At 60.7% G+C, this 19068-nt stretch carries 17 protein-coding genes and 1 tRNA gene; 6 read left to right on the top strand and 12 right to left on the bottom strand.

The genetic code is table 11. The features are described 5' to 3' along the window. Positions 1-205 precede the first annotated feature (205 nt). From K7431_RS26590 to K7431_RS26580, 3 genes are all read left to right on the top strand, one after another. A tRNA-Met gene (locus K7431_RS26590) sits at positions 206-282 on the top strand. Positions 283-561: 279 nt separating this feature from the next. After that, positions 562-3204 carry a bifunctional lysylphosphatidylglycerol flippase/synthetase MprF gene (gene mprF / locus K7431_RS26585; protein ID WP_015885688.1) on the top strand — a complete coding sequence of 881 codons (2643 nt, stop codon included), beginning with the start codon at positions 562-564 and terminating at the stop codon, positions 3202-3204. Then, a complete protein-coding gene (locus K7431_RS26580) occupies positions 3204-4490 on the top strand; it encodes a virulence factor family protein (protein WP_015885689.1) in 1287 nt (428 codons plus the stop codon). The genes mprF and K7431_RS26580 overlap by 1 nt, the downstream gene beginning before the upstream one ends. Before the next feature lie 136 nt (positions 4491-4626). Here K7431_RS26580 and recJ read toward each other — a convergent pair whose 3' ends face one another. Next, positions 4627-6336, bottom strand: a complete 1710-nt coding sequence (recJ, locus tag K7431_RS26575; RefSeq protein WP_015885690.1) for a single-stranded-DNA-specific exonuclease RecJ — start codon at positions 6334-6336, stop codon at positions 4627-4629. A gap of 156 nt (positions 6337-6492) precedes the next feature. Beyond that, on the bottom strand, positions 6493-7035 hold the full coding sequence (locus tag K7431_RS26570; protein WP_003193952.1) for a YaeQ family protein: 543 nt from the start codon (positions 7033-7035) through the stop codon (positions 6493-6495). A 148-nt stretch (positions 7036-7183) separates the two neighbouring features. Between K7431_RS26570 and K7431_RS26565 the strand changes: the two genes are divergently transcribed. Beyond that, on the top strand, positions 7184-8383 hold the full coding sequence (locus K7431_RS26565) for a CaiB/BaiF CoA transferase family protein (RefSeq protein ID WP_015885691.1): 1200 nt from the start codon (positions 7184-7186) through the stop codon (positions 8381-8383). Continuing rightward, positions 8383-9255, top strand: coding sequence for a TIGR02285 family protein (locus K7431_RS26560; protein WP_015885692.1), 873 nt, complete (start codon positions 8383-8385; stop codon positions 9253-9255). Before K7431_RS26565 ends, K7431_RS26560 begins: the two co-directional genes overlap by 1 nt. 170 nt (positions 9256-9425) lie before the next feature. Here the strand turns inward: K7431_RS26560 and K7431_RS26555 are convergent, their stop codons facing one another. Beyond that, a complete protein-coding gene (locus K7431_RS26555) occupies positions 9426-9710 on the bottom strand; it encodes a DUF3509 domain-containing protein (RefSeq protein WP_043205838.1) in 285 nt (94 codons plus the stop codon). A gap of 317 nt (positions 9711-10027) precedes the next feature. Here K7431_RS26555 and K7431_RS26550 point away from each other — a divergent pair, with 317 nt between their 5' ends. Further along, positions 10028-10228 (top strand): hypothetical protein, encoded by a 201-nt coding sequence (locus K7431_RS26550; RefSeq protein ID WP_043205840.1) that lies wholly within the window; start codon positions 10028-10030, stop codon positions 10226-10228. An 87-nt stretch (positions 10229-10315) separates the two neighbouring features. Here K7431_RS26550 and thrC read toward each other — a convergent pair whose 3' ends face one another. From thrC to ffh, 9 genes are all read right to left on the bottom strand, one after another. Then, positions 10316-11725, bottom strand: a complete 1410-nt coding sequence (gene thrC / locus K7431_RS26545; RefSeq protein WP_015885694.1) for a threonine synthase — start codon at positions 11723-11725, stop codon at positions 10316-10318. A gap of 67 nt (positions 11726-11792) precedes the next feature. Then, positions 11793-13097 carry a homoserine dehydrogenase gene (locus K7431_RS26540; protein ID WP_015885695.1) on the bottom strand — a complete coding sequence of 435 codons (1305 nt, stop codon included), beginning with the start codon at positions 13095-13097 and terminating at the stop codon, positions 11793-11795. A 129-nt stretch (positions 13098-13226) separates the two neighbouring features. Next, a complete protein-coding gene (locus K7431_RS26535) occupies positions 13227-13958 on the bottom strand; it encodes a thioredoxin fold domain-containing protein (protein ID WP_015885696.1) in 732 nt (243 codons plus the stop codon). 141 nt (positions 13959-14099) lie between these two features. Further along, positions 14100-14996, bottom strand: a complete 897-nt coding sequence (xerD, locus tag K7431_RS26530; RefSeq protein ID WP_015885697.1) for a site-specific tyrosine recombinase XerD — start codon at positions 14994-14996, stop codon at positions 14100-14102. 374 nt (positions 14997-15370) lie between these two features. Then, entirely contained in the window at positions 15371-15721 is a 351-nt protein-coding gene (gene rplS / locus K7431_RS26525) for a 50S ribosomal protein L19 (protein WP_003175895.1), read from the bottom strand. Positions 15722-15766: 45 nt separating this feature from the next. Next, the gene (gene trmD / locus K7431_RS26520) at positions 15767-16540 is read right to left on the bottom strand and encodes a tRNA (guanosine(37)-N1)-methyltransferase TrmD (protein WP_173390389.1); all 774 of its coding nucleotides are present in this window, start codon (positions 16538-16540) and stop codon (positions 15767-15769) included. Then, positions 16522-17058 (bottom strand): ribosome maturation factor RimM, encoded by a 537-nt coding sequence (gene rimM / locus K7431_RS26515; RefSeq protein ID WP_015885699.1) that lies wholly within the window; start codon positions 17056-17058, stop codon positions 16522-16524. The genes trmD and rimM overlap by 19 nt, the downstream gene beginning before the upstream one ends. Positions 17059-17063: 5 nt before the next feature. Then, positions 17064-17315, bottom strand: coding sequence for a 30S ribosomal protein S16 (gene rpsP / locus K7431_RS26510; protein ID WP_003175899.1), 252 nt, complete (start codon positions 17313-17315; stop codon positions 17064-17066). Between the two features lie 251 nt (positions 17316-17566). Next, on the bottom strand, positions 17567-18943 hold the full coding sequence (gene ffh, locus K7431_RS26505) for a signal recognition particle protein (RefSeq protein ID WP_010207982.1): 1377 nt from the start codon (positions 18941-18943) through the stop codon (positions 17567-17569). Positions 18944-19068 lie beyond the last annotated feature (125 nt).

Below are 19068 nucleotides of genomic sequence, written 5' to 3'. Positions count from 1 at the left end.
AAACCAGGCGACTTGGTTTATCAGGCGCTCGGCGGTGTCTTTGTTGGGGCGGCTTCGCCACCCAGCGCGGGGCAAGCCCGCTCACTACAAAAGCGTTTTCTATCGCGTACTTAGGGTGACTGGCAGGTCAAATTACACTTATTTGACCCATCGACCCATTAACGGTTGACACCTCGCCGCTGGGCTGTAGAATGCCGCCCACAGACGCGGGATGGAGCAGTCTGGTAGCTCGTCGGGCTCATAACCCGAAGGTCGTCGGTTCAAATCCGGCTCCCGCAACCAAACATCAAAAAAGGCTACTCGAAAGAGTGGCCTTTTTTGTATCCGGTAAAAAAGTTCTTCTGAAACAATGGCATGGCATCTTTCATGAAACCCCACACGGGTTGTAGAGTCCATGTCATTGCAAGCTATGCTGAATGCTCAAGCACTACCCTCTACGACCAATGGCCGCTGTCGCCGACCCCGGTGATACGCGTTAATATTTGTAATTATTTTGTCCATAGGGATTGGTAACTTGGCTGGATACCTCCATCCTGTCGCGCACAATCCACGAGGTGATTGATGCGCGCCAACTCGTCTGAACCACAAGACACCGTCACAGCAGAACAACCGATCCCGCCAACGCGTTTGCGTTGGCTGGACCTGGTGAGCAAGTACCGGCAACCCATCGGGCTGGCCGTCACGCTGCTGCTGTTCGCCATCGCCCTGATCGCTTGCCGACACCTGCTGCTGGAGCTGGACCTTTACGCCCTCCACGACTCGATCCTGGAAGTGCCCAAGCCCGCCCTGCTCGGCGCATTTGCCGCGGCCGTCGCCGGCTTTGTGATCCTATTGGGCTACGAATTTTCCGGTGCGCGCTATGCAGGGGTGAAGCTACCCGCCAAGACCCTGGCCCTGGGCGGCTTTACCGCCTTCGCCATTGGCAATGCGATTGGCCTGTCGATGCTCTCGGGCGGCTCGGTGCGTTACCGTTTATATGCACGCCATGGTATCGGGGCGTCGGAAGTTGCCCACATGACGGTGTTCGCCAGCCTGGCCCTGGGCTGCGCACTGCCGCCCCTGGCTGCACTGGCCACCTTGAGCAACCTGCCAGCGGCATCCACCTATCTGCATCTGCCGCAAAGCCTGCTTGGCGGCATCGCCGGCGCAGTGCTGCTGTTGTCGGTGGTGTTGTGCATCGGCATTTATCGCCGTCGCCTGCCGGAACAGCCCTACCCGGACAACCTGCTGGTCAAAGCCGGCCGTCGTACCCTGCGCCTGCCGGGTCGCCGCCTGACCTTCCTGCAACTGATCATCACCGCACTGGACGTCGCCGCTGCCGCCACCGTCCTTTATATGCTGCTGCCGGAAGCGCCGCCCTTCGGGCCCTTCCTGCTCGTGTACCTGCTGGCCCTGGCCGCCGGCGTGCTCAGCCATGTACCGGGCGGCGTGGGGGTATTCGAAGCGATCCTGCTGGCGGCCTTCGCCGATAAACTCGGTGCCGCGCCATTGGCTGCTGCCCTGCTGCTGTACCGCATGATCTATGTGGTGCTGCCGCTGCTGATCGCCTGCGTGTTCCTGCTGGTCAACGAAGCCCAGCGTCTGTTCCAGACCCAGCAAAGCCTGCGGGTCGCCTCGGGGCTGGCGGCGCCAGTACTGGCCGTACTGGTTTTTTTGTCCGGCGTGGTCCTGCTGTTTTCCGGCGCCACGCCCGAAATCGACTCACGCCTGGAAAACATCGGCTTCCTGATTCCCCACCGCCTGATTGACGCCTCGCACTTCGGCGCCAGCCTGATCGGCGTGCTCTGCCTGCTGCTGGCCCAGGGCCTGCGTCGACGCTTGTCAGCCGCCTGGATGCTGACCATGGTGCTGCTGCTGGTGGGCGCCCTGCTCTCGCTGCTCAAAGGCTTCGATTGGGAAGAAGCCAGCCTGATGACCATGACCGCCATCCTGCTGGCAATCTTCCGCCGCTCGTTCTACCGCGCCAGCCGCCTCACCGAGCTGCCCTTCTCGCCGCTGTACCTGGTCGCCAGTGTCTGCGTGCTGGGAGCCTCGATCTGGCTGCTGCTGTTCGCTTACCAAGACGTCCCTTACAGCCACCAGCTGTGGTGGCAGTTCACCCTGGACGCCAACGCCCCACGCGGCTTGCGCTCGCTGCTGGGCGCCGCCGTGCTGCTGGTGATCGTGTCGCTCACCTGGCTGCTGCGCACCGCGCGCCCGGTGATCCACCTGCCGACCCCCGACGAACTGGAGCGCGCCAGCAAGATCCTGATGGCCTCGTCCCAGCCCGACGGCGGCCTGGCGCTGACCGGTGACAAGGCGCTGCTGTTCCATCCCAATGATGAAGCTTTCCTCATGTACGCCCGTCGCGGGCGCAGCCTGGTAGCCTTGTACGACCCAATCGGCCCGACCCAGCCCCGCGCCGAAATGATCTGGCAGTTCCGCGACCTGTGCGACATCCACCACGCGCGCCCGGTGTTCTACCAGGTCCGCGCGGAGAACCTGCCGTACTACATGGACATCGGCCTCACCGCGATCAAGCTGGGCGAAGAAGCCCGCGTCGACCTGAAACGCTTTGACCTGGAAGCCAAGGGCAAAGAGATGAAGGACCTGCGCTACACCTGGAACCGCGGCACCCGGGACGGTCTGTCCCTGGAGATCTTTGAACCGGGCACGGCGCCGATGGATGAACTCAAGGTCATCTCCGATGCCTGGCTGACCGGCAAGAACGTGCGGGAAAAAGGCTTTTCCCTGGGACGTTTCAGCGACGACTACCTCAAGCACTTCCGCATTGCGATCATTCGCTTCGAAGGGCGCCCGGTGGCCTTCGCCAACCTGCTCGAGACCTACAACCATGACCTGGCCAGTCTCGACCTGATGCGCGCCCACCCGGACGCGCCCAAGCTGACCATGGAGTTCATGATGGTCGGCCTGATTCAACACTATAAGAGTCACGGCTACGCGCGCTTCAGCCTCGGCATGGTGCCGTTGTCGGGCCTGCAACCACGCCGCGGCGCCCCGCTGACCCAACGCCTGGGCTCGATGGTGTTCCGACGTGGCGAGCAACTGTATAACTTCCAAGGTTTGCGCCGCTTCAAAGACAAGTTCCAGCCTGACTGGGAACCCCGTTACATGGCCGTGCCCGCAGGACTTGATCCGCTGGTGGCACTGGCCGATACCGCCGCCCTGATCGCGGGCGGCTTGACTGGATTGGTGAAACGCTGATGATTCGACGTTCCTGGCGGTATGTATTGGCCTTTGTAGTGCTGCTCGCCCTGATCCTGGGTGGCGGCTATTGGTACTGGAACCGCCCTGCCCCGCAGCCGACCCTGGAGCAACTGCCCCAGGCCGACGGTTCGGTGATGACCCGCGTGACCCCGTACGGCACGCCCAAGGCCCGTGTGGCCGTGGCCGTGATGGCCGATGAAACCCTGACGGACAGCCAACTGATTGCCTTGAGCCAAGGCGGCAAGGCGCAGATTGTCCAGGTGATCCTGCCCAAGGACGACTGCAAGCTGCAGGAACAAGCCCTGCAAAACGCCCTGGGCCAGCTCAAGGGCCCCGCGACGCTGGTCAGCGGCATCGGCCCTGGCGCAAGCCTGGCCTGGCGCTGGCTGGCGGCACAAAGCGACGACAAGGCCAACGCCATCTCCGTCGGTTTCGCCATGACCCAGCCAGGCTGCAACGACCCTTTGCCAAAAACCTCAGCCCACGGCAATTGGCTGGTGGCCTGGAACGACAACCCTGAGGATGATGCCGCCAGTTTCGTGCGCGATACCCCACGTGCCACGACCAGCATCAGCGACTACGACATTCATTACCCGCAAGTGCTGAACAACGAGCTGCGCAAGCAACTGGTGGGCTCGGACAACGGCGGCCTGGCGATTCCAGTGGTTGAAGTACCGGCGGGCCAAGCCAAGGACACCGTCACCCTGTTCCTCTCCGGCGACGGCGGCTGGCGTGACCTGGACCGCGACGTGGCCGGTGAAATGGCCAAGATCGGCTACCCGGTGGTGGGCATCGACACCCTGCGCTACTACTGGCAGCACAAGAGCCCGGAACAAAGTGCCAAGGACCTCACCGAGCTGATGCAGCACTACCGGCAGAAGTGGGGCACCAAGCGCTTCGTGCTGACCGGTTACTCGTTCGGCGCCGATGTACTGCCGGCCATCTACAACCGCCTGCCGGAAAACGAGCAACAGCGCGTGGACGCGATCATCCTGCTGGCATTTGCGCGCACTGGCAGCTTCGAGATTGAAGTGGAAGGTTGGCTGGGCAACGCAGGCAAAGAAGCCGCCACCGGCCCGGAAATGGCCAAGCTGCCGCCTGAGAAAGTGGTGTGCATCTACGGTGCGGAAGAAGTCGACGAGAGCGGCTGCACGGACAAGACCGCCGTGGGTGAAGCCTTGAAGTTGCCAGGTGGGCATCACTTCGACGAGAACTACCCGGCGCTGGCCAAACGGTTGGTGGACATCATCGTGAAGCACCAGGCTAAGGACAAAGCCGAGTAATTTCTGCCATACGCAAAACCAAATGTGGGAGGGGGCTTGCTCCCGATAGCGGTGGGTCAGCCAAAGATCAGTTGGCTGGTCTACTGCCATCGGGAGCAAGCCCCCTCCCACATTGGCTTTGTGGTGTTGCTTAGATCTAGCGTGGCTCGATGTGCGCGATCATCAGTTGCACGGTTTCATTCCCGCGAAACTCGTTCACATCCAGCTTATAGGCCAGCTCCACCCAACGCACCGTCGGGTTCGGCCAGACCTCACGGTCCACCCCAAACGCAATGCCGTCGAGCTTCACCGACCCGCATTCGCTCTTGAGCACCACTTTCAGGTGCCGCTCGCCCACCACGCGCTGTTCCACCAACTGAAACACCCCGTGAAACAACGGCTCGGGAAAGTGTTGCCCCCAAGGGCCCGCGTGCCGCAATGCGCGGGCCAGTTCCAGGTGAAACTCTTCCACTGCCAGAGTACCGTCGGACAGCAGGCGCCCGGTCAGGTCTTCTTCGCGCAGCTGCCGACGCACTTCGGCATCAAAGGCCTCGGCAAACAGCGGGAAGTTTTCTTCGGGCAGCGTCAAACCGGCGGCCATGGCATGGCCGCCGTATTTGGCGATCAGGTGGGGATGCTGGCTGGCGACCACCGCCAGCGCATCGCGGATATGAAACCCCGGCACAGAGCGCCCTGAGCCCTTGAGCAGGCCATCTCCGGCATCAGCGAAGGCGATGGTCGGGCGGAAATAGCGCTCTTTCATGCGCGAGGCGAGAATGCCGATCACGCCTTGGTGCCATTCCGGGTCGAACAGGCACAGCCCGTAGGGCATCGACTCCACCGGCAAGTCCTTGAGCTGGGCCAGGGCCTCGCGCTGCATGCCTTGCTCGATGGATTTACGGTCCTGGTTCATGCCGTCCAGTTGCGCGGCCATTTCACGCGCGGCGGCAACGTCGGTGGTGAGCAGGCATTCGATGCCCAGGCTCATGTCATCCAGGCGCCCGGCGGCATTCAGTCGCGGCCCGAGGATAAAGCCCAGGTCGGTGGAGGTGATACGTGCCGCGTCGCGCTTGGCCACTTCAAGGATCGCCTTGATCCCCGGCCGTGCGCGACCGGCGCGGATGCGCTCCAGGCCCTGATGCACCAGGATGCGGTTGTTGGCGTCCAAGGGCACTACGTCGGCCACACTGCCCAGGGCCACCAGGTCGAGCAGTTCGCCGATGTTGGGTTGAGGCTTATGCTCGTACCAGCCCAAGCTGCGCAGGCGCGCCCGCAGGGCCATCAGCACGTAGAAGATCACGCCCACACCGGCCAGCGCCTTGCTCGGGAACTCACAGCCCGGCTGGTTCGGGTTGACAATGGCATCCGCCGCCGGCAATTCATCGCCAGGCAAATGGTGGTCAGTCACCAGCACCTTCAGCCCGGCCGCTTTCGCCGCCGCCACGCCTTCGACGCTGGAGATACCGTTGTCCACAGTGATCAGCAACTGCGGCTCGCGCTGCAGCGCGACTGCGACGATTTCCGGGGTCAGGCCGTAGCCATACTCGAAGCGGTTGGGCACCAGGTAATCGACATGGGCGGCGCCGAGCAAGCGCAGGCCCAAGGTGCCTACGGTGCTGGCAGTGGCGCCGTCGGCGTCGAAGTCGCCGACGATGAGGATACGCTGGCGCTGTTCCAACGCGGTCACCAGCAAGTCCACCGCTGCGTCGATGCCCTTGAGCCGCTGATAGGGAATCAACCGCGCCAGGCTTTTGTCCAGCTCGGCTTCGGACTGCACCCCGCGCGCGGCGTAGAGACGGGTCAACAGCGGTGGCAAGTCACCGAGAAACGGCAGGACGGCAGGCAACGGGCGAGGATCGATACGCATGGGGCGACGGGAGCTTCTCTTTGATAAAACGGTTAAACAACAAGGCTACAAACGACACAGGTCATTGTGGGAGGGGGCTTGCTCCCGATTACGGTGTATCAGTCGATGTGGTGCTGACTGAACGCCGCGATCGGGAGCAAGCCCCCTCCCACCGTTTCAACCGCGTTCGCCGACCAGCCATTGCAGTTGGACTTCATGCTGGCCACGGTCGTCGGTGACGAAAATCGTGCCTTCGCTGATCATCACGTCCCACTTGATAACGCGAGGCATGTCCTTGGCCAGCGTCTCGAGGACTTCCTGAGGCACGGCGGCGATGTGCACGTTTTTCAGGTTATTCGCCACAGGCACCACCTTGCCTTCCCACACCCGCAGGCTGCCGTAGGCCAGCAGGCTGGTGCGTTCGGTGCGGCGCGAGCACCAGGTGAGGCGGTCGGCATCCGGCTGGCCGACTTCAATCCAGTGCAAAACCCGGTCATCCAGGCTTTTTTCCCACAGGGCTGGCTCGTCTACATCTGACAGGCCACGACCGAATGCCAACTGCTCGTTGTACCAGAGGGCGTAGGCCAGCAGACGTACGGTCATGCGCTCTTCGGTTTCCGAAGGGTGGCGGGCGATGGTCTGTTTAACGCTCTCGTACACCGAGCGGTCAAGGTCGGTGAGGTTGAGTTCGAATTTGTAGGTCGTGGACGGCTGGGCCATGAACGGACTTCTAGAGACAGGGAAAGGCGGCCAGTCTAACCGATGGCGAGGCCATTCAACGAATCCTGCGCTGCATCATCCTTATCCCTGGGCCGCTCGCCTATGTTAAAAGGCATCACACCACCGCCCCGCGCAGACAAGGATCCTCATGTCGTTTAATGCCAAACCGCTTGCCGGCCTGAAAGTCATCGAACTCGGCACCCTGATCGCCGGCCCGTTCGCCTCACGTATCTGCGCGGAATTCGGCGCCGAGGTGATCAAGGTCGAATCGCCGGACGGCGGCGACCCGCTGCGCAAATGGCGCAAGCTGTACGAAGGCACGTCGCTGTGGTGGTTTGTGCAGGCGCGCAACAAGCAATCGCTGACGCTGAACCTCAAGCATCCGGACGGCCTGGCCATCCTCAAACAGCTGTTGGCCAACGCCGACATCCTGATCGAGAACTTCCGCCCCGGCGTGCTGGAGAAACTCGGCCTGAGTTGGGAAACCCTGCACGCCCTCAACCCCAAGCTGGTGATGGTGCGCCTCTCCGGCTTTGGCCAGACCGGGCCAATGAAAGACCAGCCTGGGTTTGGTGCGGTGGGTGAATCCATGGGTGGCTTGCGCTATATCACCGGGTTCGAAGACCGCCCGCCGGTGCGTACCGGCATTTCCATCGGCGATTCGATTGCCGCGTTGTGGGCGGTGATCGGCGCGCTGATGGCGCTGCGTCACCGCGAAGTCAACGGCGGCCTGGGCCAGGTGGTCGATGTGGCGCTGTATGAAGCCATCTTCGCCATGATGGAAAGCATGATCCCGGAGTTCGACGTGTTCGGCTTTATTCGCGAACGCACCGGCAACATCATGCCCGGTATTACGCCCTCCTCGATCCACACCAGCGCCGACGGCAAGCATGTGCAGATTGGCGCCAACGGGGACGCGATCTTCAAGCGCTTCATGTCAGCCATTGGCCGTGAGGACTTGGCCAACGATCCCTCGCTTGCCAGCAATGACGGACGCGACAGCCGTCGCGATGAGCTGTATGGGGTGATTGATCGCTGGGTGAACTCACTGCCGCTGGATCAGGTGGTGGAGCGGCTGAATAAAGCCGAAGTGCCTGCCAGCCGGATCTACAGTGCCGAGGACATGCTGGGCGACCCGCAATTCCTTGCCAGGGAGATGTTCCTCAAGGCCCAACTTCCCGACGGCAAGGCGTTCAAAATGCCGGGCATCGTACCCAAGCTGTCGGACACGCCGGGCAGCTGTGAATGGGTGGGGCCACAGTTGGGTGAACATAACAGCACGGTGCTGGGCAGCCTGGGTTATGACGCGGCCGCGATTGTGCGTTTACGCGAGGACGGCGCGATCTGATGGCTCGTCGGCTTATTCAGCTAGGCCTCAGCGTCATGTTCGCCTGCGGCTGGCCCCTGCCGGCCAGCGCTGAAGACACGCTGATCTGGCTAGTGCGTGACTTGCCACCTTTGACCATTTTCGAAGGCCCGCGCAAGGGCCAGGGCGCGCTGGATCAACTATTGCCGATACTGATCGAGCGCCTGCCGGAATACCGGCATCAGGTGCTGCACGTCAACCGCGCTCGGGGCACGCAAATGTTGAGTGAACCCTCATTCACCTGCGATCCATCGCTGCTGTGGACGCCGGAACGGGCCAAGTACGTGGTGTTTTCTCGCCAGGCGTTCGTTACCCCCAGCAATGGCATCGCGATACGGCGCAGCCAACAGGACGCCATGGCGCCGTTCATCGTGGACGGCCAGTTCGACCTACAGGCTTTTCTCGACGCCCGTGGAACGCGGGTGGGTGCCACGGCGGAGCGCAGCTACGGCCCGGTTATCGATGAGCAGCTTAAACACGCCGATGCGCGCACACTGGCGCTTCATTACGGCAACGACGCCCTTGGCAGCTTGTTGCAAATGCAGCGCCGGGGACGGCTGGAAGCGGTGTTGGGGTATTGGCCGGAAATCCGCTATCACGCGCTGCAACAGAGGATTGCTTCGGACGACCTGAGCTTTTATCCGATCAAAGGCTCATTGCCCTACCAACGTACGCATATCGCCTGTTCGGATACCGCCCTGGGCCGTCATGCCATTGAACGAATCGACCAAGTGCTGCGCGACATCCCACAGGAACAGGTGCAGCAGTCCTATGCTGCTTGGCTGGATCCGGTCATGCGCGAACAATACCTGCGCGACAACCCGCGCTTTTTCCAGGACTCACCCGAACCATGACAAATTGCAGGCAAAAAGAAACCCCGAAGGGTGGGGAGACACCTCGGGGTTAAACGTGGCCTACAAAGACCCGCACAACAATGCACAAACACCGGAGCACAATGTTCGCTCTTGCTGTTACGAAATCTGACCGGCCACGTTGTAGGAAGTTTCCATAGTTAAACAATTCTTCATGCGACGGCGGGGCTGCGCGTCTGGGCAGCGTTGCGCAAGGCTGCAATGACCGACGGTTCCAGGCGCCCTTCGGCAATCTTGAGGTCGCGCAACAGGCAATCCACCACATCCACCAGCACGCGCTTGTCCATCAGTTGCGCACGATCGACTTCACGCTCGACCACGATAGCGCCAGCAGGATTCTTCACCGTCACCAGGCACTCGCCCTGCACACCAGAGGTGGTCAGCGTAACCTGATAAGGGCTCAGTGCTTCTTCGAGCAATAGGCTGATACTTTCCATCTCGATCACCACTCAATAGTTCGGGAACAATCGTTTCAACGGGAGCTGCATCTATCCTAAGTGACTGTTTGTGACGTAGGAAAGTTCGCTTTATCGTCTTTATGGGGCCGTCAGGGGGTGACGGATTCCAGCATGCGCTTGCAACATGACAACCAAAAAACGGCCGCACACAAGTGCTTACGCAATGGTGGGCCGTTTTGAGGTTTGCGGAAGGCTCGGACCAGAGGTGAATCCTATACTCGGTGAGCGCCGGTGGCTCCGCCACGCAGATAACGCGCAGGTCAGAAGGCCCTTGTTGATTGCGAAGGATAAAGACGATGCTGGAACACGATAAAGAGCAAGCTGCGTTAGAGAAGATTCACGCCGACATATCACGCATTTATGCGGAGCAACGCAAACTCACTGCTGAGACACACAAGATAACCCGTGAGAATTTCTGGTATCCCTTAGGGGTCGTCATGGCCATGTTTACAGCGTTCAGCACCGTATTGGCCATCGTGCAGAAACTGCTCACCTAGTCGCTTGCGCCAAGTGGGGCCTGCCAAAACAAAAAACGCCGCTGACCCAAGGAAGGGAAAGCGGCGTTTTTGTCTACGCGGTGTGCGTTACAGCGGCTTACCCCGGTTGCCGTGCTGGCTCACAAACGCCTGCACAGCCTTCAGGTCATTGGCCAATACGGTGCAACGCTCTTCACGCTCGAACAGGTTTGCCAGGTGCACCGGCAATTCCAGTGCCTTGCCAACCCCGGCCTTCTCCACCGCTTCCGGGAATTTCACCGGGTGCGCGGTGCCGAGTATCACCATCGGGATGTCCAGGCTGCGACGGCATTCGCGCGCGGCCTTCACACCGATGGCGGTGTGCGGGTCGAGCAGCTCGCCGGTCTGGGCGTAGACTTCAGCGATGGTTTCGCAGGTCTGTGCGTCGTCCACGGCCAGCGAGTCGAACAGCTTGCGGGTTTCTGTCCAGCGCTCTTCGTCAACGCTGAAACCGCCACCGCTCTTGAAGGTGTCCATCAAGCCGGCAATCGCCGCGCCATTGCGACCGTGCATGTCGAACAGCAGGCGCTCGAAGTTCGAAGAAACCATGATGTCCATCGACGGCGACAGGGTCGCGTGCAGGGTTTCCTTGACGTACTGGTTGCCGCTCATGAAGCGGTGCAGGATGTCATTGCGGTTGGTGGCGACGATCAACTGGTTGATCGGCAGGCCCATGTTGCGCGCCAGGTAACCGGCGAAGATGTCGCCGAAGTTGCCGGTTGGCACCGAGAACGACACCGAACGCGCCGGCCCGCCCAACTGCAGGGAGGCATGGAAGTAATAGACGATCTGGGCCATGATCCGCGCCCAGTTGATCGAGTTCACCGCCACCAGGCGCGTGCCTTTCAGGAAGCTCTGGTCGGCGAAGCTGTTCTTGACCATTTCCTGGCAGTCATCGAAGTTGCCTTCGATGGCGATGTTGTGGATGTTCTCGCCAAAAATGGTGGTCATCTGGCGACGCTGCACTTCCGACACGCGCTTGTGCGGGTGCAAGATGAAGATGTCGACGTTTTCGCAGTGCTTGCAGCCTTCGATGGCGGCCGAACCAGTGTCACCGGAGGTGGCGCCAATGATCACCACGCGCTCACCGCGCTTCTCCAGCACATAATCCAGCAAACGACCGAGCAGTTGCAGGGCGAAGTCCTTGAACGCCAGGGTCGGGCCGTGGAACAGTTCAAGCACCCACTCGTTGCCATTCAGCTGGCGCAGAGGCGCGATGGCGCTGTGGGAAAACACGCCGTAGGTCTCTTCCAGAATCTTTTTAAAGTCCGCATCGGGAATGCTGCCGGTGACGAACGGGCGCATCACCCGGAAGGCCAGCTCGTGGTACGGCAGGCCGGCCCACAAAGCGATTTCTTCCTGGGTGAAGCGTGGCAGGTTTTCCGGCACATACAGGCCGCCGTCAGTGGCAAGGCCTGCCAGCAAGACATCTTCGAAATTCAGGGCCGGTGCCTGGCCGCGGGTGCTGATATAACGCATGACTGGCTCCTCTAGAGCATTCTTGAACAAGGGCCGCCGAACCTGCGGGGCCCTTGCAGCAAAACCATTAGTTCAGGTGTTCGACGCGAATCCGCACCACCGGCCCGACGACGCCCTGCAGGGCTTCCAGCGCGGCGATGGCATCGTTGATGTGCTGTTCGCGCACGCGGTGAGTCAGCAGGATCATCGGCACCTGGCCGTTTTGCTCCTCGACTTCCTTCTGCATGATCGACTCGATGTTGATGCCGCGCTCCGACAGGATGCTGGCGACCTGGGCCAACACGCCCGGATGGTCTTGGGCCTGGATGCGCAGGTAGTAGGCGCTTTCGCAGGCTTCGATTGGCAGGATCGGGTGGGCCGACAGCGAATCCGGCTGGAAGGCCAGGTGCGGCACGCGGTTTTCCGGGTCGCTGGTCATGGCGCGGACCACGTCCACCAGGTCGGCGATCACCGACGAAGCGGTCGGCTCCATGCCGGCACCGGCGCCGTAGAACAGCGTCGAACCCGCGGCATCACCGTTGACCATCACCGCGTTCATCACGCCATTGACGTTGGCGATCAGGCGGTCGGCCGGGATCAGCGTCGGGTGTACACGCAACTCGATACCGGCCGGTGTGCTGCGCGCCACGCCCAGGTGCTTGATGCGATAACCCAAGGCTTCGGCGTAGTTCACGTCGGCGGTGGTCAGCTTGGTGATGCCTTCGGTGTAGGCCTTGTCGAACTGCAGCGGGATACCAAAGGCAATGGACGCCAGGATGGTCAGTTTGTGCGCCGCGTCGATGCCTTCCACGTCAAACGTCGGGTCGGCTTCGGCATAACCCAGGGCCTGGGCTTCGGCCAGCACGTCTTCGAAGGTACGGCCCTTCTCGCGCATTTCGGTGAGGATGAAGTTACCGGTGCCGTTGATGATGCCGGCGACCCAGTTGATACGGTTGGCGGACAGGCCTTCACGGATCGCCTTGATCACCGGGATGCCACCGGCCACGGCGGCTTCGAACGCCACGATCACGCCCTTCTCGCGCGCCTTGGCGAAGATCTCGTTACCGTGCACGGCGATCAGCGCCTTGTTGGCGGTGACCACGTGCTTGCCGTTCTCGATGGCCTTGAGCACCAGCTCGCGGGCCACGGTGTAGCCACCGACCAGCTCGATGACGATATCGATTTCAGGGTTGGTGGCAACGGCGAAGACATCGTTGGTAATCGCAATACCGGTCGTTTGGAACTGAGGCTTTGGCGAACGCGTGGCAATTTGCGCCACTTCAATCCCGCGGCCTGCGCGACGGGAAATTTCTTCAGCATTACGCTGAAGTACGTTGAAGGTGCCGCCACCGACGGTCCCTAACCCACAGATGCCTACTTTGACCGGTTTCACTGAAGAACTCCCCATGAAACGGCCGACGCTAGGTCGGCCGTGGAAAACAGCCGCACAACTGCGGCTTTCAATTAATGGCCCGTCGACTTAGCCACGGGCCATGATCGTCAAAGGTTCGACGATGCTGGTTTATTTGGCACTCAGCGCCAGTTTGGCAACTTGTGGTGCCGGCTGGTAGCCCGGAATCACCTGGCCGTCAGCCAAAACGATGGCCGGTGTACCGTTCACGCCAATGGACTGGCCCAGGGCGAACTGCTTGGAAACCGGGTTGGCGCATTTGGCCGCCTTGATTTCCTTGCCGTCGACCATCTTGTCCATGGCCGCCTTCTTGTCGGCTGAGCACCATACGGCTTGCAACTGCTCGTCACCCGGCGAACCCAGGCCCTGGCGCGGGAACGCTACATAGCGTACTTCCACGCCCAGCTTGTTCAGCGCAGGCACTTCGGCGTGAAGCTTGTGGCAGTACGGGCAGGTGGTGTCGGTGAACACGGTGATGTGCGTCTTGGTCTCGCCGATGGCCGGGTACACCACGGTTTCAGCCACCGGGATGCCGTTGATCAGCTTGGACACGCCCAGGCGCTCGGCCTTCTCGGTCAGGTTGACCGGCTTGCCGTCCTTCAACTGGAACAGGTAGCCCTGCACGATGTACTGGCCGTCGGCACTGGCGTACAGCACGCGGCTGCCCTTGAGCTTGACTTCGTACAGGCCGGCCATCGGGCTGGCGCTGATGCTTTCGATCGGCGTGTCGAGCTCCAAGTTGGCCAGGCTCTTGCGAATGGTCTGCTCGGCCGCGTCATCGGCGACAACAAAGGTGGAAACCAACGCAATGGCTGCGGCGGCAATAATCTGGGTCAAGCGCATGGGAACTCCTGAAGGCAGATGCAAGGACGGGTGCAGGTACGCCGATATGAAACCCGGGTGTGGGCCGTCCCCTTTGCTAACCGGCAAAGCCTACCACAGTTGGGCCGCAGGGCAGCCCGTGGCGGGATAAAATGGCGGTTTTCACCCCCGCGGGTGGTGCTTGGCGTGCATATCCTGCAAGCGCGCGCGCGCCACGTGGGTGTAGATCTGGGTTGTGGATAAGTCGCTGTGCCCGAGGAGCATTTGCACCACCCGCAAATCGGCGCCGTGGTTGAGCAAATGGGTGGCGAATGCATGCCGCAGGGTATGGGGCGACAGGGCCTTGCCGATTCCAGCGACCTTGGCCTGGTGCTTGATGCGATGCCAGAAGGTCTGGCGGGTCATCTGCTCGCCGCGCAAGCTGGGGAACAGCACATCACTGGGGCGCCCGCCCAGCAGTTCGCCACGCGCATCGCGCATATAGCGCTCCACCCACACAATCGCCTCCTCACCCATCGGCACCAGCCGCTCCTTGCTGCCCTTGCCCATTACTCGCAGCACGCCCTGGCGCAGGTTCACTTGCTCCAGGGTCAGGCTGATCAGCTCGGTCACCCGCAGCCCGCAGGCATACAACACTTCGAGCATGGCGCGGTCACGCTGGCCGATGGCTTCGCTCAGGTCAGGGGCGGCGAGCAAGGCATCCACGTCGGCTTCCGACAGGGACTTGGGCAATGGCCTACCGAGTTGCGGCATCTCGACTTGCAGGGTGGGGTCGAGGGCGATCAGTTTTTCTCGCAGCAGATAGCGATAAAACCCACGCACACCCGAGAGGAATCGCGCCGTGGAGCGTGGCTTGTAGTTCTGCTCCAGGCGCCAGGCCAGGTGATCGAGGATCAGCTCGCGGCCGGCGTTGATCAGTTCGAGGTTTTTCTCCTGCAACCAGCCATTGAACAGCGCCAGGTCGCTGCGATAAGCCTGGCGAGTGTTGTCCGACAGGCCTTTCTCCAGCCAGAGGGCGTCGAGGAAGCGGTCGATCAGGGGGTGGTCAATGGCGGGCATGGGGGCTCAGGCAAAATTATGTGGCGTCTGTCAGATCCTATCGCAGGCAAGCCCGTTCCCACAGTGGATCATCGTCGGTCACAACATGGGGGGCAGGCAACACAGCCTGCGATAGCCGTAGGTATATACACAACACTGTAGTGAGCGGGCTTGCCCCGCGCTGGGCTGCGAAGCAGCCCCAATAAAAGCACTGCCGCGCTCCAGATAGAGCCAATTCGCCTGGTTTGGGGCCGCTTCGCAGCCCAGCGCGGGGCAAGCCCGCTCACTACAAAGATGTGTAGCCATCCAGGCTGTGTCAGCGGCGAATAGTTAACAAATTTCAGGCACAAAAAAGCAGCCCGTAGGCTGCTTTTTTCTGCATCGGGAAGCTGGACTTAAGCCAGTTTTTCCTTGATGCGAGCTGCTTTACCGGACAGGTCACGCAGGTAGTACAGCTTGGCTTTACGTACGTCACCGCGACGCTTGACGGCCATGCTGTCGATTTGCGGGCTGTAGGTCTGGAAAGTACGCTCTACGCCAACACCGTTGGAGATTTTACGAACAGTGAAAGCACTGTTCACACCACGGTTACGCTTGGCGATTACCACGCCTTCGAACGCTTGCAGACGCGAACGGTCGCCTTCCTTCACTTTCACCTGAACGACAATAGTGTCGCCCGGGGCAAAGGTAGGGATCTCTTTGGTCATCTGCTCTGCTTCGAGTGCAAGGATGATTTTGTTAGTCATGCTGTGCTCCTAAGGTAAGTCAATGGACCTACCATCGATACGTTGTTAACTATCGTCCCGCGCGAGGATGTATTCCTCGAGCAGCTTCTTCTCTTCTCCAGAAAGCGAGCGGCTTTCCAGAAGATCGGCGCGTCGTTCATAGGTCCGACCAAGGGACTGCTGTAAACGCCAACGCCGGATGTGTGCGTGATTGCCACTTAGCAATACGTCGGGAACACGCTGATCCGCATACACCTCCGGACGGGTGTAGTGCGGGCAATCCAGCAAACCATCCGTGAAGGAATCTTCCTCCGCGGAGTCCGCATGCCCTAAAGCTCCAGGCAGCAGTCGTGTAACCGCATCTATCAGGACCATCGCCGGCAGCTCACCGCCAGACAGGACATAGTCCCCAATCGACCACTCTTCATCGACATGAGCCTCAATAAAGCGCTCGTCAATGCCTTCATAGCGACCGGCAATCAGGATCAGTGCTTCCTCATTCGCCAGTTCGCGCACCCCAGCCTGTTTCAGCTGGCGGCCTTGAGGGGACAGGTAAATTACCTTCGCCTTCTCCCCGGCGGCGGCCTTGGCCTGAGCCAACGCGTCTTCCAGGGGCTTGATCTTCATCACCATGCCCGGGCCACCGCCAAATGGGCGATCGTCCACAGTGTGATGTCGATCCGTCGTGTAGTCTCGCGGGTTCCAACAGGTAAGCTGCAACAGCCCCTGTTTCACCGCCCGACTGGTGATGCCGTACTCGCTGATGGCGGAGAACATCTCGGGAAACAAACTGATCACTTCAATGCGCAAATTAGCCACGCTTAGAAGTCCGCGTCCCATTCCACCTTCATCTCGCCTGCTTCCAGGTCGACAGCCAACACGCATTGCTTCGTATAAGGCAACAGGCGTTCGCGATCATCCAGGCTGCCAGCGCAAGGCTTGACCACCATTACATCATTGGCGCCGGTTTCCAGAAGATGATCGATTTTCCCGAACAATTGCCCGAGTTGATCAATAACCTTCAGACCTTCCAGCTGGTACCAGTAGTACTCGCCGTCGGTCAATTCAGGGAACAGGTTGCGCGGCACGCAGATCTCATAACCGGCCAGAAGACGAGCTTCTTCACGGTCATCAAGACCCTTGAGCTTTGCGACCAGGAACTTATCGCTCCCGCGTCCACTGACCAGCTCGACCTGTTTCACACTACCTTCGCGCTTTAGCGTCCAGGTCTTGTACTGCAACAGGTTTTCAGTCGGATCAGTAAAGGAATACACCTTCACTTCGCCGCGAACGCCATGAACAGAGTAAATCTTGCCGATAACGATCAAATCATCAGCAACAGCTGGCGTCGCGTTCATATTGCTCAGGCTGCGGCCTTAGCCGAGTCCTTCAACAGTTTTGCAACGCGCTCGGATGGCTGTGCACCCACGCTCAGCCAGTAGGCTACGCGCTCTTGGTTCACGGACAGACGAACTTCTTGACCACGAGCAACAGGGTTGAAGAAACCAACCTGTTCCTTGTGCGAACCGTCGCGCGGGTTGCGGCTGTCGGTTACGGTCAAGTGGTAAAACGGGCGCTTTTTGGAGCCGCCAAGGGCAAGACGGATTGTTAGCATGTGAACATCGTTCCTGTAGTCGGTGCTGCAAATCTAAATGCACAGCGGGCATAGGTGCCCGAAAGGCCGCATATTCTAAGGAATATCCGGACTTTTGCAAATGTCTTTTTCTGGCGCCTATCAGCGTGCCATTCAGATCTGCTATAGAGCCGTCGGTTAAAACGGCGAGTCAGCGCCCGCCAACGGCGGGTTTGCTGGAGATCCCACATCCCTGTGGGTCGGAGCAGGAGCCGGGCTCCCGCTCGAATACTTTACATTTTAGGCATGCCACCGCCGGGCAACATACCGCCCATGCCGCGCATCATCTTGGCCATTCCGCCTTTTGCGGAGAACTTCTTCATCATCTTCTGCATCTGCTTGTGCTGCTTGATCAAGCGACCGATGTCCTGCACCTGCGTGCCGGAACCCATGGCGATCCGACGTTTGCGCGAACCGCTGATCAGCTCAGGGTCGCGGCGCTCGGCCGGGGTCATGGAGTTGATGATGGCTTCCATCTGCTTGAACTGCTTCTCTGCCGCGCCCTGGGCATTGCCCATTTGCGCCAGGTTCACACCGCCGATGTTCGGCAGTTTGTCCATCAGGCCGCCGAGGCCGCCCATGTTCTTCATTTGTTGCAGCTGGTCGCGGAAGTCTTCGAGGTCGAAGCCCTTGCCCTTCTTCAGCTTCTTGGCCAGCTTATCGGCCTTGTCCTTGTCGAGGGTCGCTTCGGCCTGTTCGATCAGGCTGAGCACGTCGCCCATGCCGAGGATGCGCGAGGCGATACGCTCCGGGTGGAACGGCTCGAGCGCGTCGCTCTTCTCGCCCATACCGATGAACTTGATCGGCTTGCCGGTGATGGCACGCACCGACAGCGCCGCACCGCCACGGGCATCGCCGTCGACCTTGGTCAGGATCACGCCGGTCAGTGGCAGTGCGTCGCCGAAGGCCTTGGCGGTGTTGGCCGCATCCTGGCCGGTCATGGCGTCGACCACGAACAGCGTCTCGACCGGGTTGATCGCGGCATGCAGCGCCTTGATCTCGCCCATCATCTCTTCGTCGATGTGCAGGCGACCGGCGGTATCGACGATGACCACGTCGATGAACTTGAGCTTGGCTTCTTTAATAGCAGCGTTGGCGATGTCGACCGGCTTCTGGCTCAGGTCGGACGGGAAGAAGGTCACGCCCACTTCGCCCGCGAGCATTTCCAACTGCTTGATGGCCGCCGGACGGTATACGTCGGCCGACACCACCATCACGGACTTTTTCTTGCGCTCTTTAAGGAAGCGCGCCAGCTTGCCGGCGGTGGTGGTCTTACCCGCACCCTGCAGACCCGCCATCAGCACGACGGCCGGTGGCACGGCGCTGAGGTTCAAGTCTTCGTTGGCCGCGCCCATCAGGCTTTCGAGTTCGGCCTGGACGATCTTCACAAACGCCTGGCCCGGGGTCAGGCTGCGGGACACTTCGGTGCCCACTGCGCGCTCTTTGACCGAGTTGACGAAGTCCTTTACCACCGGCAAGGCGACGTCGGCTTCCAGCAACGCCATGCGCACTTCGCGCAGGGTGTCTTTAATATTGTCCTCGGTCAGCTTGGCCTTGCCGGTTACGTGGCGCAGCGTCTGCGAGAGACGGTCAGTCAAGTTTTCAAACATGCGCGATCCTTTCAGGCCCTATTCATCGAAATGCATTGGTAGACCGAGGTAATGGCGGCCCAGGCTGCGGTAAATCGCTATTAAAAACAGCGCTCGGCGAGCCTGCGGCGTGGGCAGGTCGCGGA

The sequence above is a fragment of the Pseudomonas fluorescens group sp. genome, assembly GCF_020093335.1.
Taxonomy (GTDB): Bacteria; Pseudomonadota; Gammaproteobacteria; order Pseudomonadales; family Pseudomonadaceae; genus Aquipseudomonas; species Aquipseudomonas petroselini.
Note: the sequence above shows the minus strand (reverse complement) of the source record. Positions and strands in the feature narration are given on the sequence as shown.

What these genes read in the sequence shown, in the direction of transcription:
- mprF (WP_015885688.1), top strand. Translation starts at nt 562, where the DNA reads ATGCGCGCCAACTCGTCTGAACCACAAGACACCGTCACAGCAGAACAA.
- K7431_RS26580 (WP_015885689.1), top strand. Translation starts at nt 3,204, where the DNA reads ATGATTCGACGTTCCTGGCGGTATGTATTGGCCTTTGTAGTGCTGCTC.
- recJ (WP_015885690.1), bottom strand. Translation starts at nt 6,336, where the DNA reads ATGCGTATCGATCCTCGCCCGTTGCCTGCCGTCCTGCCGTTTCTCGGT.
- K7431_RS26570 (WP_003193952.1), bottom strand. Translation starts at nt 7,035, where the DNA reads ATGGCCCAGCCGTCCACGACCTACAAATTCGAACTCAACCTCACCGAC.
- K7431_RS26565 (WP_015885691.1), top strand. Translation starts at nt 7,184, where the DNA reads ATGTCGTTTAATGCCAAACCGCTTGCCGGCCTGAAAGTCATCGAACTC.
- K7431_RS26560 (WP_015885692.1), top strand. Translation starts at nt 8,383, where the DNA reads ATGGCTCGTCGGCTTATTCAGCTAGGCCTCAGCGTCATGTTCGCCTGC.
- K7431_RS26555 (WP_043205838.1), bottom strand. Translation starts at nt 9,710, where the DNA reads ATGGAAAGTATCAGCCTATTGCTCGAAGAAGCACTGAGCCCTTATCAG.
- K7431_RS26550 (WP_043205840.1), top strand. Translation starts at nt 10,028, where the DNA reads ATGCTGGAACACGATAAAGAGCAAGCTGCGTTAGAGAAGATTCACGCC.
- thrC (WP_015885694.1), bottom strand. Translation starts at nt 11,725, where the DNA reads ATGCGTTATATCAGCACCCGCGGCCAGGCACCGGCCCTGAATTTCGAA.
- K7431_RS26535 (WP_015885696.1), bottom strand. Translation starts at nt 13,958, where the DNA reads ATGCGCTTGACCCAGATTATTGCCGCCGCAGCCATTGCGTTGGTTTCC.
- xerD (WP_015885697.1), bottom strand. Translation starts at nt 14,996, where the DNA reads ATGCCCGCCATTGACCACCCCCTGATCGACCGCTTCCTCGACGCCCTC.
- rplS (WP_003175895.1), bottom strand. Translation starts at nt 15,721, where the DNA reads ATGACTAACAAAATCATCCTTGCACTCGAAGCAGAGCAGATGACCAAA.
- trmD (WP_173390389.1), bottom strand. Translation starts at nt 16,540, where the DNA reads ATGGGACGCGGACTTCTAAGCGTGGCTAATTTGCGCATTGAAGTGATC.
- rimM (WP_015885699.1), bottom strand. Translation starts at nt 17,058, where the DNA reads ATGAACGCGACGCCAGCTGTTGCTGATGATTTGATCGTTATCGGCAAG.
- rpsP (WP_003175899.1), bottom strand. Translation starts at nt 17,315, where the DNA reads ATGCTAACAATCCGTCTTGCCCTTGGCGGCTCCAAAAAGCGCCCGTTT.
- ffh (WP_010207982.1), bottom strand. Translation starts at nt 18,943, where the DNA reads ATGTTTGAAAACTTGACTGACCGTCTCTCGCAGACGCTGCGCCACGTA.